At 39.8% G+C, this 14,757-nt stretch carries 20 protein-coding genes; 6 read left to right on the forward strand and 14 right to left on the reverse strand.

Features of this window, described 5'->3' with window-relative positions; genetic code table 11:
- Position 1 precedes the first annotated feature (1 nt).
- Complete coding sequence (locus D8848_RS00870) at positions 2 to 703, reverse strand: ABC transporter ATP-binding protein (protein WP_000811469.1); 702 nt, start codon at positions 701 to 703, stop codon at positions 2 to 4.
- Positions 687 to 1,895 (reverse strand): efflux RND transporter periplasmic adaptor subunit, encoded by a 1,209-nt coding sequence (locus tag D8848_RS00875; protein ID WP_185756840.1) that lies wholly within the window; start codon positions 1,893 to 1,895, stop codon positions 687 to 689. Before D8848_RS00875 ends, D8848_RS00870 begins: the two co-directional genes overlap by 17 nt.
- Before the next feature lie 290 nt (positions 1,896 to 2,185).
- Between D8848_RS00875 and gor the strand changes: the two genes are divergently transcribed.
- On the forward strand, positions 2,186 to 3,532 hold the full coding sequence (gor, locus tag D8848_RS00880; RefSeq protein WP_125450635.1) for a glutathione-disulfide reductase: 1,347 nt from the start codon (positions 2,186 to 2,188) through the stop codon (positions 3,530 to 3,532).
- Positions 3,533 to 3,727: 195 nt separating this feature from the next.
- The gene (locus tag D8848_RS00885; protein ID WP_125442851.1) at positions 3,728 to 4,264 is read left to right on the forward strand and encodes a biotin transporter BioY; all 537 of its coding nucleotides are present in this window, start codon (positions 3,728 to 3,730) and stop codon (positions 4,262 to 4,264) included.
- A gap of 53 nt (positions 4,265 to 4,317) precedes the next feature.
- Here the strand turns inward: D8848_RS00885 and D8848_RS00890 are convergent, their stop codons facing one another.
- The gene (locus tag D8848_RS00890; protein ID WP_000807422.1) at positions 4,318 to 4,533 is read right to left on the reverse strand and encodes a YdbC family protein; all 216 of its coding nucleotides are present in this window, start codon (positions 4,531 to 4,533) and stop codon (positions 4,318 to 4,320) included.
- A 98-nt stretch (positions 4,534 to 4,631) separates the two neighbouring features.
- Between D8848_RS00890 and D8848_RS00895 the strand changes: the two genes are divergently transcribed.
- Positions 4,632 to 4,952 carry a hypothetical protein gene (locus D8848_RS00895; protein ID WP_125442852.1) on the forward strand — a complete coding sequence of 107 codons (321 nt, stop codon included), beginning with the start codon at positions 4,632 to 4,634 and terminating at the stop codon, positions 4,950 to 4,952.
- Positions 4,953 to 4,982: 30 nt separating this feature from the next.
- Here the strand turns inward: D8848_RS00895 and D8848_RS00900 are convergent, their stop codons facing one another.
- From D8848_RS00900 to rpsP, 7 genes are all read right to left on the reverse strand, one after another.
- Positions 4,983 to 5,321 (reverse strand): ATP cone domain-containing protein, encoded by a 339-nt coding sequence (locus D8848_RS00900; protein ID WP_001196040.1) that lies wholly within the window; start codon positions 5,319 to 5,321, stop codon positions 4,983 to 4,985.
- Positions 5,322 to 5,332: 11 nt separating this feature from the next.
- Positions 5,333 to 6,052, reverse strand: coding sequence for a tRNA (guanosine(37)-N1)-methyltransferase TrmD (gene trmD, locus D8848_RS00905; RefSeq protein ID WP_000686933.1), 720 nt, complete (start codon positions 6,050 to 6,052; stop codon positions 5,333 to 5,335).
- The gene (gene rimM / locus D8848_RS00910) at positions 6,042 to 6,560 is read right to left on the reverse strand and encodes a ribosome maturation factor RimM (RefSeq protein ID WP_125442853.1); all 519 of its coding nucleotides are present in this window, start codon (positions 6,558 to 6,560) and stop codon (positions 6,042 to 6,044) included. The genes trmD and rimM overlap by 11 nt, the downstream gene beginning before the upstream one ends.
- A 30-nt stretch (positions 6,561 to 6,590) precedes the next feature.
- The gene (locus D8848_RS00915; protein ID WP_125393003.1) at positions 6,591 to 7,379 is read right to left on the reverse strand and encodes an alpha/beta fold hydrolase; all 789 of its coding nucleotides are present in this window, start codon (positions 7,377 to 7,379) and stop codon (positions 6,591 to 6,593) included.
- A 103-nt stretch (positions 7,380 to 7,482) separates the two neighbouring features.
- Positions 7,483 to 7,809: a MazG nucleotide pyrophosphohydrolase domain-containing protein gene (locus tag D8848_RS00920; RefSeq protein ID WP_125393004.1), complete on the reverse strand. Its 327-nt coding sequence runs from the start codon at positions 7,807 to 7,809 to the stop codon at positions 7,483 to 7,485.
- A gap of 43 nt (positions 7,810 to 7,852) precedes the next feature.
- Complete coding sequence (gene kphA / locus D8848_RS00925; RefSeq protein ID WP_000379617.1) at positions 7,853 to 8,092, reverse strand: RNA-binding protein KphA; 240 nt, start codon at positions 8,090 to 8,092, stop codon at positions 7,853 to 7,855.
- 19 nt (positions 8,093 to 8,111) lie between these two features.
- Positions 8,112 to 8,384 (reverse strand): 30S ribosomal protein S16, encoded by a 273-nt coding sequence (gene rpsP, locus D8848_RS00930; RefSeq protein ID WP_000268760.1) that lies wholly within the window; start codon positions 8,382 to 8,384, stop codon positions 8,112 to 8,114.
- Positions 8,385 to 9,081: 697 nt separating this feature from the next.
- On the opposite strand from rpsP, the gene D8848_RS00935 reads away from it, so the two are divergent.
- The 3 genes from D8848_RS00935 (at position 9,082) to D8848_RS00945 (ending at position 10,995) form a co-directional block, all read left to right on the forward strand.
- On the forward strand, positions 9,082 to 9,660 hold the full coding sequence (locus D8848_RS00935; protein ID WP_064276461.1) for a hypothetical protein: 579 nt from the start codon (positions 9,082 to 9,084) through the stop codon (positions 9,658 to 9,660).
- A gap of 2 nt (positions 9,661 to 9,662) precedes the next feature.
- A complete protein-coding gene (locus D8848_RS00940) occupies positions 9,663 to 9,887 on the forward strand; it encodes a helix-turn-helix transcriptional regulator (protein WP_001041097.1) in 225 nt (74 codons plus the stop codon).
- A gap of 304 nt (positions 9,888 to 10,191) precedes the next feature.
- On the forward strand, positions 10,192 to 10,995 hold the full coding sequence (locus D8848_RS00945; RefSeq protein ID WP_125442854.1) for a peptidylprolyl isomerase: 804 nt from the start codon (positions 10,192 to 10,194) through the stop codon (positions 10,993 to 10,995).
- 54 nt (positions 10,996 to 11,049) lie between these two features.
- Here the strand turns inward: D8848_RS00945 and D8848_RS00950 are convergent, their stop codons facing one another.
- From D8848_RS00950 to D8848_RS00965, 4 genes are read right to left on the reverse strand one after another with little or no spacing between them, the layout of a single operon-like run.
- A complete protein-coding gene (locus tag D8848_RS00950; protein ID WP_000025378.1) occupies positions 11,050 to 12,591 on the reverse strand; it encodes an ABC-F family ATP-binding cassette domain-containing protein in 1,542 nt (513 codons plus the stop codon).
- 1 nt (position 12,592) lies between these two features.
- Entirely contained in the window at positions 12,593 to 13,075 is a 483-nt protein-coding gene (locus tag D8848_RS00955; RefSeq protein WP_125442855.1) for a VanZ family protein, read from the reverse strand.
- The gene (gene rlmN, locus D8848_RS00960; RefSeq protein WP_000804760.1) at positions 13,075 to 14,160 is read right to left on the reverse strand and encodes a dual-specificity RNA methyltransferase RlmN; all 1,086 of its coding nucleotides are present in this window, start codon (positions 14,158 to 14,160) and stop codon (positions 13,075 to 13,077) included. Before rlmN ends, D8848_RS00955 begins: the two co-directional genes overlap by 1 nt.
- A 20-nt stretch (positions 14,161 to 14,180) precedes the next feature.
- A complete protein-coding gene (locus D8848_RS00965) occupies positions 14,181 to 14,711 on the reverse strand; it encodes a YutD family protein (RefSeq protein WP_060628553.1) in 531 nt (176 codons plus the stop codon).
- Positions 14,712 to 14,757: the final 46 nt, after the last annotated feature.

Below are 14,757 nucleotides of genomic sequence, written 5' to 3' on the forward strand. Positions count from 1 at the left end.
CTTAGTTTTCCTCCTTTTCTAACTGAGCACTATCAGATGAAATGACTCCATCTCGAATGACAATCTGACGTTTGGCATAAGCAGCTATTTCAGGCTCATGCGTTACCATGATAATGGTTTTTCCTTCTTTGTTCAAGTCAACCAATAGTTGCATAATTTGGTTACCTGTTTTGGTATCCAAGGCTCCTGTCGGTTCGTCTGCTAGAATAATAGAAGGATTGTTTACCAAGGCACGCGCAATAGCCACACGTTGCTTTTGACCACCAGATAATTCAGAAGGCAAATGGTGACTTCGTTCTGTCAATTCAACCTTATCAAGATATTCCTCAGCTAACTTGCGCCGTTTTGAAGCCGAAACTCCTGCGTAAATCAAGGGCAATTCTACATTTTGCAGAGCATTGAGTTTAGATAGAAGAAAGAACTGCTGAAAGACAAAACCGATTTGTTGGTTGCGAACCTTGGCTAGTTGTTTTTCACCCAGTCCAGCCACTTCTTGACCTTCAAGATAATACTCTCCACTACTTGGTGTATCCAACATGCCAATCGTATTCATCAGAGTAGACTTACCAGAACCAGATGGTCCCATGATGGCAACAAACTCACCCTCATTCACTTCTAGATTGATATTTTTGAGAACCTGCAGTTCTTGGTCACCGTTACGGTAGCTTCTGCAGATATTTTTTAGACTAATTAGTTGCTTCATCAGCCTTCACCTCTTTTCCTTCCTCTAGAGAAGACGTTGGGTTACTGATGACCTTGACTCCATTTGTCAGACCTGAAGTGATTTCTTGGTTGTCTGCATCAGCATTGCCCAAACCAACTTCCACTTTCTTGGCCTTTTTCTGCTCGTCAAGCACCCAGACATAGTTCTTATCATTTTCAGTCACAACACTTGTTAGAGGAACCAAAATGGCTTTACTCTTATTCTTGACCTCAACACTTACTGAGAATCCTTGTTTCAAGTCACCGATTTCACTTGTAACATCGATGGTATATGGATATTTAGAACCAGAATTACCACCTGCTGCTGCAGTAGCTGCACTTGCTGCTTCGCCACTAGTTTTAGGATAGTCAGAGATATAGCTAATCTTACCTGTCCAGCTCTTATCTTGGTAAACTTTAGAAGTAAAGGTTACTTCTTGACCTACAGATAAGTTGGCAAGGTTATATTCAGATAGTTCCCCCTTAACTTGCAAGTTTTCATTGCTAACGACATGAACTACCACCTGGCTAGCTCCAGTTGGAGATTTAGAAACATTACGGTTGACTTCGACCACAGTTCCCTCTAAGGTACTGAGAACCGTCATGGCATCCAACTGACTTTGAGCCTTACTTAATTGTGCTACTGCATCTGCACGAGCATCACGAGCATCACCTAGTTGCGCATCAATAGATGACACTGCATTTCCTGAGACTGGAGCTGGAGTTTGCCCTGCAGCTCCTTCGCCTCCTGCTGGCGTTGGCAACTGTGGAGCCGGAGCTGAAGCAGCTTCATTTCGTGCTTGATTGAGTTCGTTGATATGACGGTCTGCCTTAGCTACTGCTCGACTCGCTGAATCATAGGCCGCCTGGGCTTCTGAACTACTGTACTTGACTAAAGCCTGTCCTTCACTGACTTTATCACCCACAGAAACAAGGATTTCATCTAAATCACCCTTACTAGCATCAAAATAAACATACTGTTCATTTTTTGCTGTTACTGTCCCTGACAATAAAACAGAGGATGCCACGCTTCCTTCCTTGGCAACAACAAGATGAGTAGGCTCATCTTTTACCGCGGTCTGAGATGGTTGTCTAAAGAGCAAAATCCCCCCAGCACCTAATACAACTACACTGGCAGCACCGATTGCTGCATACAATTGCCACTTTTTAGCTTTACGATTCTTCTTCATAATGAAACTCCTTTTTGATTTAAAGTCCTTAACAATATTATATAAAAATTAGCAAATATAAACAATAACAGTTCAGAACGAAATAATGACATTTCGGGATTTGGTTATTGTTCGGAATCTATTTTTATTACCATTGTACTAGTTATATAATACACTTTATTTTTCCTTTTTGCAAGCCTTTTCTTTAATTTTTTTGAACGTAGCAGATTTTTGCAATCAAATCAAAAAAAAGATAGAATATGACTATCAAAAAATGACACTCTACTATTTCACAGAGTATAAAGGAGTTTTCAATGAGAGAATACGATATCATTGCTATCGGTGGTGGTAGCGGAGGAATTGCTACCATGAATCGTGCTGGTGAACACGGAGCCAAAGCGGCCGTTATTGAGGAAAAGAAACTAGGTGGAACCTGCGTCAACGTCGGCTGTGTTCCTAAGAAAATCATGTGGTACGGGGCGCAAATCGCTGAGACTTTCCATCAATTTGGAGAAGACTACGGCTTTAAGACTACTGATCTTAACTTTGACTTTGCTACCCTACGTCGCAATCGTGAAGCCTATATTGATCGCGCTCGTTCTTCTTATGATGGCAGTTTTAAACGCAACGGAGTAGACTTGATTGAAGGTCATGCTGAATTTGTAGATTCTCATACTGTTAGCGTAAATGGTGAGCTGATTCGTGCTAAACATATCGTGATTGCTACTGGTGCCCATCCAAGTATTCCAAACATTCCTGGTGCTGAACTAGGTGGCTCTTCTGATGATGTATTTGCTTGGGAAGAATTACCAGAGTCAGTTGCTATTCTAGGTGCGGGTTATATTGCCGTTGAATTGGCTGGCGTACTCCACACCTTTGGTGTCAAGACAGATCTCTTTGTTCGTCGCGACCGTCCTTTACGTGGTTTTGATTCCTACATCGTTGAAGGTTTGGTCAAGGAAATGGAAAGAACAAACTTACCACTTCATACTCACAAAGTCCCTGCCAAGTTAGAAAAAACTGCTGAGGGCATTANCATTCATTTCGAAGATGGTACTAGTCACACAGCTAGTCAAGTTATCTGGGCTACAGGCCGCCGTCCAAACGTTAAGGGCTTGCAACTTGAAAAAGCTGGAGTGACTCTGAACGAACGTGGCTTTATCCAAGTAGATGAATACCAAAATACTGTTGTTGAGGGAATCTACGCTCTAGGTGATGTAACAGGGGAAAAAGAACTAACTCCAGTTGCTATCAAGGCTGGACGTACTTTATCTGAGCGTCTCTTTAACGGAAAAACAACTGCTAAAATGGACTACACAACTATTCCAACTATTGTCTTTTCACACCCTGCTATAGGAACTGTGGGATTGACAGAAGAACAAGCTATCAAAGAATATGGTCAAGAGCAAATCAAGGTTTACAAATCAAGCTTTGCATCTATGTACTCTGCCGTTACTAGCAATAGACAAGAATCCCGTTTCAAACTCATAACAGCTGGTTCAGAAGAAAAAGTTGTCGGACTTCATGGAATTGGCTACGGTGTTGATGAAATGATTCAAGGATTTGCAGTTGCTATCAAAATGGGAGCAACCAAGGCAGACTTTGACGCAACTGTGGCGATTCACCCAACTGCATCCGAAGAATTTGTAACTATGCGTTAATCGAAACAAAAGAAGCTGATACAAATGTGTCTGCTTCTTTTTTGATAATTTTCGAATCAACAAAACAATTATCCAACTTAATTAGTCAGCAAATCGGCCGTTACAGTTTTTGTTACCTTGTATTAAAAAATTGGTTGACAATAATTACTCTACGAGTATAATAGTTACTATACATCAGAAAAGAGGTTAACTATTTTGAAAAAAGCTCACGTTTATGCTATCCCTGCTATTGGGGCTGCTCTCATTGCTGTTTTGGCACAAATCAGTCTTCCAATTGGACCCGTTCCCTTCACTCTTCAAAACTTTGCAATCGGCTTGATTGCTACTGTCTTCAGACCGAGAGAGGCTGTACTTTCTGTTGGACTTTATCTTCTTCTAGGCGCCATCGGTCTTCCTGTCTTTGCAGGAGGTGGAGCTGGTTTTCAGGCTTTAGTTGGCCCTACTGCAGGCTATCTTTGGTTTTATCTTGTATACTCTGGACTTACTTCCTCTCTAACCAACAGCAAGAGTGGGATTGTCAATATTTTTCTTGCAAACCTCTTGGGTGATGCCCTTGTCTTTGTCGGAGGGATTCTCAGCTTGCATTTCCTTGCTGGAATGGCATTTGAAAAAGCTCTTGTTGTGGGAGTTCTTCCCTTTATCATTCCAGATCTTGGTAAAATTATTGCTATTAGTTTTATTAGCCGTCCATTACTTCAACGCCTTAAAAATCAAGCTTACTTTGCTAACTAAAAAAGGATATCGAGTTGTCATCACTCAATATCCTTTTCTTTCATTTTGAAAACTTAGTTTCCTTTAAAAGCATCCACCATGGTTTGAAATTCTTCATTGGAGAGAGTAATCCCTTTGCCCATTTTAGTATGATCTGGGCTCCAAGCACGAATATCAAACTTTGCAGGGGCACCATTAAAGCTCACACGGTTAATTTCCTTGGTCCAACCTTTTTCGTTTTCAGAAAGAGTCAACAAGTGCTCTTCGATTTCAAATGTAAATTCTGCCATTTTCTTCTCCTTTTTTAGCTTTCATTTGCTTATTCGTAAAATCTTGTAGATTTTAGGAAAATTTTATATAATATTGATATAAAAGAAGGGAGGCCATTATGAGACATAAATTCCAGCAAGTTCTAGATAAAATACATGACTTTTTAAATGGGCATGAAGAACCAGACCAGACTGAAAGCAACTCCCTTACAGCCACTATTGAAGAGGCTATCCAGAAACAAACCGCTGTTCACCTTATCTTGTCTGAGGCAAGCTTTACAGGTGACATCATCAAATACGATCAGCAACGCCAGCAAATTATCGTGAAAAATTTTGCCAAAAATGTGACCCGTATTATCCGTATAAGCGATATTCAACGCCTGCGATTTGTCCCTTCAACTGTCCAAACAGCCCAAAAAAATAGATTTAAGAAAGAGTGAGATGTTGTTGCTTCATCCCACTCTTTTTTCTTAGCGAATTTGTTCAAAATGTAAATGAACCGCGATATGATCTCCATAACCACTTCTTTCCAAGTCACGTTGTAGACGATAGGAAATGTAGTGTTCTGCAATAGTAATGTAACCTGCACCCAGCAAACGATGTTCAACCATAGACTGAATCATGCTAATAGTCGCACGTTCTACCTTGGCCTCTTCCAAATCCAAAACCACTTTCTTAGTGACTTGTGCAAGGTTTTGACGTAAATCATCTGTCAATACATAGACAGTCTGGGCTGCTTTTAAGATAGCTTGGTAAATCTTATCTGGATTAAATTCAGCAATTTCTCCATCACGTTTGATTACTTGCATAGGTATCTCCTTTATTCTTTGTTTTCTTTAATTTCTGCCAGCATTTTTTCTTCTTCTGCTGTCAGTTGATAATGTTCAAGCAAATCCGGTCTGCGTTCATAGGTTTTCTTTAAACTCTCATACAGGCGCCACTGACGAATCTTTTCATGGTGTCCACTCATCAGTACATCTGGCACGACCATCCCTCGATAATCATAAGGGCGTGTGTACTGAGGGTATTCAAGAAGGCCTGAAGAAAAACTATCATCTTGGTGACTAGACTCCTTTCCAATCACTTCTGGAATCAGACGTACCGTAGCATCAATCATGGTCATGGCCGCCAATTCTCCTCCAGTAAGGACATAATCGCCTAGAGAGATCTCATCCGTCACCAAGGTCTTAATTCGCTCATCATAACCTTCGTAGTGACCGCAGATAAAGATCAGTTCCTCTTCTTGAGCCAAATCTTCAGCGTAAGCCTGATCAAACTGCTTTCCAGCTGGATCGAGGAGAATGACGCGCGGATTTTTCTTTTCAATAGCATCAAAGGCATCGAAAATAGGTTGTGCTCGGAGCAACATCCCCTGACCGCCTCCATATGGTTCATCATCGACGTGACGTGCCTTTTCAGCATATTCTCGAAAATTATGATACTGAATATCCAAGAGCCCTTTTTCACGAGCCTTTCCAACGATTGAGTGCTCTAGTGGAGAAAACATCTCTGGAAAGAGGGTTAAAATATCAATCTTCATCGTCTAACCCTTCTAAGATTTCCACATCGACGCGGTTATTCGGAATATCAACATTGAGAACCACTGGTGGGATATAAGGCAAGAGTAAGTCACGTTTACCTTTTCGCTTGACCACCCAGACATCGTTAGCACCTGGTTGCAGGATTTCCTTGATGGTTCCAATCGAGTTATCACCCTCATAGACTTCCAAACCGATAATCTCGTGATAGTAGAATTCACCATCATCTAAATCGTTTAAATCTTCCTCAGCGACCTTGAGACTGTATCCCTTATACTTTTCGATAGCGTTGATATGGTACATATCTTTGAATTTAATGATGTCAAAGTTCTTCTGTTTACGGTGGCTAGCAATGGTCACTGTTTGAACAAACTGATCTTTTTCATCAAACAAGGCCAGCTCAGCCCCTTTTTTAAACCGTTCTTCTGCAAAATCCGTCACAGACAAGACTCGCATCTCACCCTGTAACCCTTGCGTATTGACGATTTTCCCAACATTAAAGTAGTTCATCTTGTCTCCTATAGTCTCCTTCTTTCCATCTTATTCTGACAATTCTCGAATAATAGTCGCAATTTTTTCTGATTCTGACCATTGTAAATAATGGTTATTCCCTCCTAAAATGAGTTTAGTATTGGAAGTCCAATATTCTGATTCTCTGTACTCTTTTTCTCTATAAGCCTGACAAAAAATAAACACAGGGATATAAGATTCTATAGATACATTCTCAAAATCTTCCTCAGTAATCTCTCCAGATATCTGAAATCCTGGATCTTGATTTTCCAATTCTGAGCCTTTTTCTTGCATTATTTCCCAGATTTCTTTATTAATTTCAGGGCTAAATGTTGCTTGAGTTAAGTTCTTAAAATAAAGTTCAGGACCATACTCGTCAATCAGCCTCATCTGCTCTTCCATTTCTGGATAAGGATTTTCTGAAAAATCAGCAAACATGACTTTTTTAGTTGTCGGTTCCATTGCTACTAAAGCCTGACACTTAATTGGTTTGTTGAGCAATTTACAAGCTAAAATTCCACTCAAACTATGTACACAAAGTATATATTCAGAAATCCCTAATTCTTCAAGTACTTCATAAACCGCATCTGCAAGATTATCTAGATTTTTTCCAGCTTGGTCATGAACCGGACTCCTACCTGTGTTCGGAAAATCAATTGTCAAATAACCAATTGTAGGAGGAAGTTTTTCAAGTATAAGTGAAAAATTTTCATAACTTGCTAGCAAACCTGCGCCACTTAAACAAACTAGCATTTTCTTTTGCTTTTGATAAGTAACAGAGAGACTACCAATTTCTGTAGATACTTCAAACCTCTTCATAAAGAAATCCACTCATTCTATATAATGAATTATTAAAAATCCTTATTCTTTATTTTATCATGTTCCAAGGATTTTCTCAAGTTGGAGGAAGAGGACAATACCTTTACTTCCCCTTCAAAAATCCTTCCAAATCACGCTCATGTTGGTACTTAATGGCTGCAGTCTTATCTTTCTCAAAGATAGTCTTGGTAAGGTCAATATGGTTGATGGCTGCGATTGCGACGGTGTAGTGAATGATATCAGCCAGTTCTTTTGCTAGTTCCTCGTTCGAATCTTGAACTCCTTCTTTTCGACCAGAGCGTCCATTTAAAACCTCAGCAACTTCTCCGACTTCTTCTACTAGCTTAATAAAAAGCCCTTCTTCTGTTCTAGATTGTCGGTAATGGTCAAGTAAATATTCTTCTAGTTGTCTAACTGTTAAATCTCTCATTCTTTCTCCTTGCAAAAAAAGCGAGACATTCGTCCCGCCCTTCTTATTTTTCGTCAATAACGATTCTTACTTTTTTGTCTTCAGTTGGGACAGAGTAGACAATCGTTCTTATCGCAGAAATAGTGCGACCCTTACGACCGATTACACGACCCACATCACTTTGATCAAGATCCAAATGATATTCCAAAAACTCTGGTGTATCTTCAATCTTGATAGTTAAGGCATCTGGTTGTGAAATCAAGGGTTTCACAATCGCAATAATGAGATTTTCAATCGTATCCATCTGTCAACCTACTTTAAACTTATTTTGAGAATTTAGAATCGTGGAATTTCTTCAATACACCTTCTTTTGAAAGGATGTTGCGAACTGTATCTGAAGGTTGAGCTCCATCAGCCAACCATGCAAGAACGCGGTCTTCTTTCAAAGTTACTTGGTTTTCAGCAACAAGTGGGTTGTAAGTTCCAACTGTTTCGATGAAACGTCCGTCACGTGGTGAACGTGAATCTGCTACGTTGATACGGTAGAAAGGTTTTTTCTTAGAACCCATACGAGTCAAACGGATTTTAACTGCCATTTTTAAAGTCTCTTTTCTTATTTTTTATTTCGGTGAAATAGCTGAGCTATTTAGCACATGTTCTATTATAGCAGATTTCTAACAGGTGTCAAGAAAAAAACTTGACAGACTATGAATTTTTTAAACCATTTAGAAATTTGTTATACTTTTAAAGAAAAATCAGAAAGAGAATGTCATAAATACTATTTTAGAAACATTTTATAAAGAACACCAAGTCAAACCCTTCATCTCTCCTGAACGAGATTTGGATACTTGGCTTCTAAATCTCAAGCCTGTTCCCAAACGAAATATCAAGGATTTTAAGAATGATATCTACTAATTAATTTATAAAATATGAATTAATAGATTCTAAATAGGGGAATAATTTAGTTCTGTAAAAATTAACTTCTACACCTATAACGCTTATTCTGACAGACTTTATAACAGTCTAAGAAAAAAAGTAGAGATTCATACAGTATCTAGATTTTCCAAAAATTTTTTATCATCAAATATTATTAACGAAACTATCCAAACCAAATCCGATGCATTGCTTCAAAGAATTCTTTAGTTGTTTGACTAGCGAGGACTTTTATTAAAAAATTTTTTCAAATAACTGCCATCTTGGCACATAAATTCTTGCTTTCTAAATTTAAATGTGATATATTTATAACATAAAATTTAAGTGTGATATATTTATAACACAAAAAAGGAGTCTATCATGAAAAAAAGTCAAAAAATGCGTGGCCTCATTGCAATGATTGCCGTAGCTCTCTTTATTGATTTTATTGTTTTATTTGGTTCTAATCTTAGTTGGGGACCCAAGTTAGTTATTACTGGTATTTCAGTGTCAGGTCAAATTGTAGCTATTTGTAGCTGGCTACATAAGAGTCAGAAAGGTAAGGGAAAGACTATTTTTGACTTGTCTGCTAAGCTTTACACGATACTTTTTTTTGCAGCAAGCATTTTTTATACAGTAGGGATTTGGGTTGCGACCCCAAGCGTAAGTTCTGGTATTAAAGAATGGATTTTGGGAATTGGCCTCGTTATTGAAGTGATTTTATTTGTTTTTTTCTGTTTGAAAAATGTCAAGGAAACTCCGGACGAACGCTTTTATGCTAATTTAGCAAAGGCAACTAGCTTGATGTTTGTTTTTATACTAGGCGCACTGATGATCCTAGCAGTTATCATTGGGTATATGGGGGCTCTCACTCTTTACATGGGCCAAATATTTATTAGCATAGCTGCCTTGATTTGCATCTTTGCGGTTGTCTATCTTATCTTGGAACGGAGAGGATAAGCATGGCCAAAGAAAGCAAGATTATTACTAATCTTAAATCTGTTCGTGAGTCTACAGGCATGACCCAGCAGGAGTTAGCCGACCTCATCGGCATGCGACGCGAGACAATTCTGCACTTGGAAAATAACCGTTACAATCCTTCTCTGGAAATGGCTCTTAAAATTGCTCAAGTTTTTAATCTGAAAGTAGAAGACCTCTTTGAACTCAGACAGAAAGAGGAAGCATAATTCTTTTCGAGACCTAGTATTAAGTTCATTGATTAATTAGGAATTGAATCCAAAAGAAAAAATCCTTTGAAAATGTACTCTTTTAAAATATAGTAATTCTTTCGAATTAACGTTTACTAATTGTGATACTTTACGAGCTCTCTTAAGATCTGGTTCCCTAAATACTTTGAGTACACTTATGGCATTGTTGCACCTAAGCAAGCTACTTTCTGGTTGGCTCCTCTAAAACTACCTTGTCACTAATATTTGAAATCCCCTTCCTTTTAGGGTACAATGGTAGAAATGAATTTTTGAGAGGAATAGAATGAAAAAACTAGCAACCCTTTTTTTACTGTCTACTGTAGCCCTAGCTGGATGTAGCAACATCCAACGTAGTTTGCGTGGTGATGACTATGTAGATTCTAGCTTGGCCGCTGAGGAAAGCTCCAAAGCAGCTGCCCAATCTGCCAAGGAGTTAAATGATGCTTTGACAAACGAAAACGCCAATTTCCCACAACTATCTAAAGAAGTTGCTGAAGACGAAGCTGAAGTGATTCTCCACACAAGCCAAGGTGATATTCGTATTAAGCTCTTCCCTAAACTCGCTCCTCTAGCGGTTGAAAATTTCCTCACTCATGCCAAAGAAGGCTACTATAACGGTATTACCTTCCACCGTGTTATCGATGGCTTTATGGTCCAGACTGGAGATCCAAAAGGGGACGGTACAGGCGGTCAGTCCATCTGGCATGACAAGGATAAGACTAAAGACAAGGGAACTGGTTTCAAGAACGAGATTACTCCTTATCTCTATAACATCCGTGGTGCTCTTTCTATGGCTAATACTGGTCAACCAAACACCAATGGTAGCCAGTTCTTCATCAACCAAAACTCTACAGATACCTCTGCTAAACTCCCTACAAGCAAGTATCCAAAGAAAATCATCGAAGCCTACAAAGAAGGTGGAAACCCTAGTCTAGATGGCAAACACCCAGTCTTTGGTCAAGTGATTGACGGTATGGATGTTGTAGATAAGATTGCTAAAGCCGAAAAAGATGAAAAAGACAAGCCAACTACTGCTATCACAATCGACAGCATCGAAGTGGTGAAAGACTACAATTTTAAATCTTAAAAACCAAAAAATACAGTATCCACATTCGGTACTGTATTTCTTTTATCCTCATTCTTAAGTTAAATTATTAAAATCCCAGATTTGGTCCATCCAGCCTTCATAGAAGTCTGGTTCGTGGCAGACCATAAGAATGGATCCCTTGTATTCTTTAAGAGCACGTTTGAGTTCATCCTTGGCATCCACATCCAAATGGTTAGTCGGCTCGTCCAGCACTAAAACGTTGTTTTCACGATTCATCAAGAGACAGAAACGCACCTTGGCTTGTTCCCCACCTGACAAGACCTGAATTTGGCTTTCAATATGCTTGGTTGTCAAACCACAACGAGCAAGGGCTGCACGAACTTCTGCTTGGTTAAGTGCAGGAAAGGCATTCCAAACAGCCTCTAGTGGAGTTTGACGATTGCCACCTTCTACTTCCTGTTCAAAGTAGCCAAGTTCTAGGTAGTCTCCACGTTCAACCTCCCCAGCGATTGGCGGAATAATGCCCAAGAGAGACTTCAAGAGAGTTGTTTTCCCGATGCCATTTGCCCCGATAATGGCAACCTTTTGATTGCGTTCAAAGGTTAGGTTTAAGGGCTTAGTAAGAGGACGGTCGTAACCAATCTGCAAGTCCTTGGCTTGGAAGATAAAGCGCCCTGGTGTACGAGCCGGTTTGAAATCAAAGGATGGCTTTGGTTTCTCACTTTGCAACTCGATAATATCCATCTTATCCAATTTCTTTTGACGAGACATGGCCATGTTTCGTGTTGCAACACGCGCTTTATTACGTGCGACAAAGTCTTTGAGATCTGCAATCTCTTTCTGCTGACGTTCGTAGGCTGCCTCTAGCTGAGATTTCTTCATCGCATAGACTTCTTGGAACTGGTAGTAGTCACCAGAGTAACGCGTCAACTGTTGATTTTCCACATGATAGACAATATTAATCACATCGTTCAGGAATGGAATATCGTGTGAAATAAGAACAAAGGCATTCTCATAGTTTTGGAGATAGCGCTTGAGCCAGTCAATATGCTCAGCATCCAAGTAGTTGGTTGGCTCATCCAACAGCAAGATATCAGGCTTTTCAAGGAGGAGTTTAGCCAAAAGTACCTTAGTTCTTTGCCCACCTGACAAAGAGGTTACATCTGTATCCATGCCAAAGTCCATGACACCAAGGGCACGCGCTACTTCGTCAATCTTAGCATCCAAGGTATAGAAATCACGACTCTCCAGACGGTCTTGAAGTTCTCCCACTTCTTCCATGAGAGCATCAACATCCGCTCCGTCTTCAGCCATTTCCATATAAAGGTCATTGATACGAGCTTCAGCTTTAAACAGCTCATCAAAGGCCGTACGGAGAACATCACGCACCGACTGCCCTTCAGCAAGGACGGAGTGCTGGTCCAAGTAACCAGCAGTCACATATTTAGACCACTCAACCTTCCCTTCATCTGGCAACATCTTACCAGTCACGATGCTCATAAAGGTTGATTTTCCTTCACCATTGGCACCGACCAGGCCGATATGTTCTCCCTTTAGGAGACGGAAGGACACATCTTCAAAAATTGCACGGTCACCAAAACCGTGACTCAAATTTTTAACTTCTAAAATACTCATTTTAATTCCTTATCTTGTTTTTATGTAATTGTTTATAGAGGAACCAAGCCAAATAGCCACCCAAGGTATTAGTCCACAAATCATCAATCTCAAAGACGCGATTAAAATCAAAGACAAAGTCCAAGACTAACTGCGTACACTCAATTCCAAGACTCACTAGAAAGCTAAAAAGTAGCACCTTTTTTGTTTTCCGCAAGTTTGGAAGGAGATAAAGGAGTTGGAAAACAAGAGGAAAAAGCAAGAAGACATTGAGGATATTTTGTAAAAAAATCCAAAATAATTGTCCTACATCACTCACTTCGCCCAGTTTCCAGAGAGAATTGAAAGGAGTCAAAAGAAAAACCAGGCGTCCAAGATGCTGAATACCTGGAGTTTCCACTCCCACGGGAGAATGTTCTTGAGGAGTAAAGCAAAAATAGACGATACAAATGCTATAGAAAATGACTCCCCAAACCAAAATATGATTATAAGTTTTCTTCATCATTAAGGATTGACTGCTGCGACTGCTTTCTGGCGGTCACGTTTCATTGTGTTAGAGCGCAATTGTCCACAAGCTGCATCAATATCTGTACCATGCTCTTGACGAACAACACAGTTGACCCCTTTTTTCTTAAGCGTATCATAGAAGGCCAGGACGCGCTCTTTAGGACTACGGCTATATTGGTCATGCTCACTAACTGGGTTATAAGGAATCAAGTTGACATAAGACAATTTCTTGATGTTCTTGAGCAATTCAGCCAATTCCAAGGCTTGTTCTACACCGTCATTGACTTCATTGAGCATGATATACTCAAAGGTCACACGGCGGTTGGTTGTCTCAATATAGTACTCAATAGCCGCAAAGAGTTTTTCAATCGGAAAGGCACGGTTAATCTTCATGATGCTTGAACGCAATTCATTGTTGGGTGCGTGAAGGGAAACAGCAAGATTGACCTGAACTCCTTCATTAGCAAAATCACGAATTTTATGGGCCAAACCTGACGTAGAAACCGTGATGTGACGAGCACCAATGGCCATTCCTTTATCATCATTGATTGTACGAACGAAATTTAAGACATTGTTATAGTTATCAAAGGGTTCACCAATTCCCATGACAACGATATGGCTGACGCGTTCATCCTGACCACGCTCATCAAAGTACTTCTGAACCAGCATGATTTGCGCTACGATTTCACCGTTATTGAGGTCACGTTGCTTCTTGATCAAACCAGAGGCACAAAAGGTACAACCGATATTACACCCGACCTGAGTGGTCACACAGACAGACAAACCATAGTGTTGACGCATGAGTACAGTCTCTATCAACATACCATCAGGCAACTCAAAGAGATATTTGACAGTACCATCAGCAGACTCTTGAACAATACGTTGTTTCAAGGGATTGACCACAAACTGGTCATTAAGCTTAGCAATCAAATCCTTGGAAAGGTTGGTCATCTCTTCAAATGACTGGACACGTTTACGGTAAAGCCATTCCCAGATTTGATCTGCACGGAATTTCTTTTCTCCCTGCTCCAAAACCCATTCCTGCATGGTTTGACGTGTTAAACTATAAATTGACGGTTTCATTTCTTCTCCTTATTCTCTACTCACTTCTGACGAATGACAAAATGACGTTGTCCCTTGTCCTCTTTCTGAGAATGCTGGTCTTTCTGACGACGTCTATTTTTCTTATCTGCATTCGGTTTTCGTTTAGTTTGAGTCGATTTCTTTCCTTTTCTAGAAGATGTTTCTTCTTCCTTCTTACGCATTTTCTTGTCAAATGATGCTCGCTTAGGGGCTTCATTTTCTAGGACAAAATAGGCACAACCATAACTACAATACTCTAAAAGGTAGTCTTGTAAACGACTGATTTTTTCAAGTTTTTCTTCTGTTCGGTCATCCTTGTAAAAACCTCGTAGGCGAAGCTGTTCATTACTCCAGTCCCCCACGATATAATCAAACTTTGTTAAGACTTCTGAAAAACGCTGATTAAAAGCCGTCACATCAAAGGCATCCTTGATATTTTCCACCAAGGAAAAAGCTATCCCTTCCGTTTCAACCTTGTCCCCGTGTAAATGGAACTCAGGACCAGGAAACTTGTTATAGTTGTATAATTCAGGTGCAATTTCTTTTCGCATAGATATCCTTTTTTCACGATTACTTAATACTTTATTCTACCATAAT

Source organism: Streptococcus mitis (assembly GCF_003942775.1).
Taxonomy (GTDB): Bacteria; Bacillota; Bacilli; order Lactobacillales; family Streptococcaceae; genus Streptococcus; species Streptococcus mitis_CN.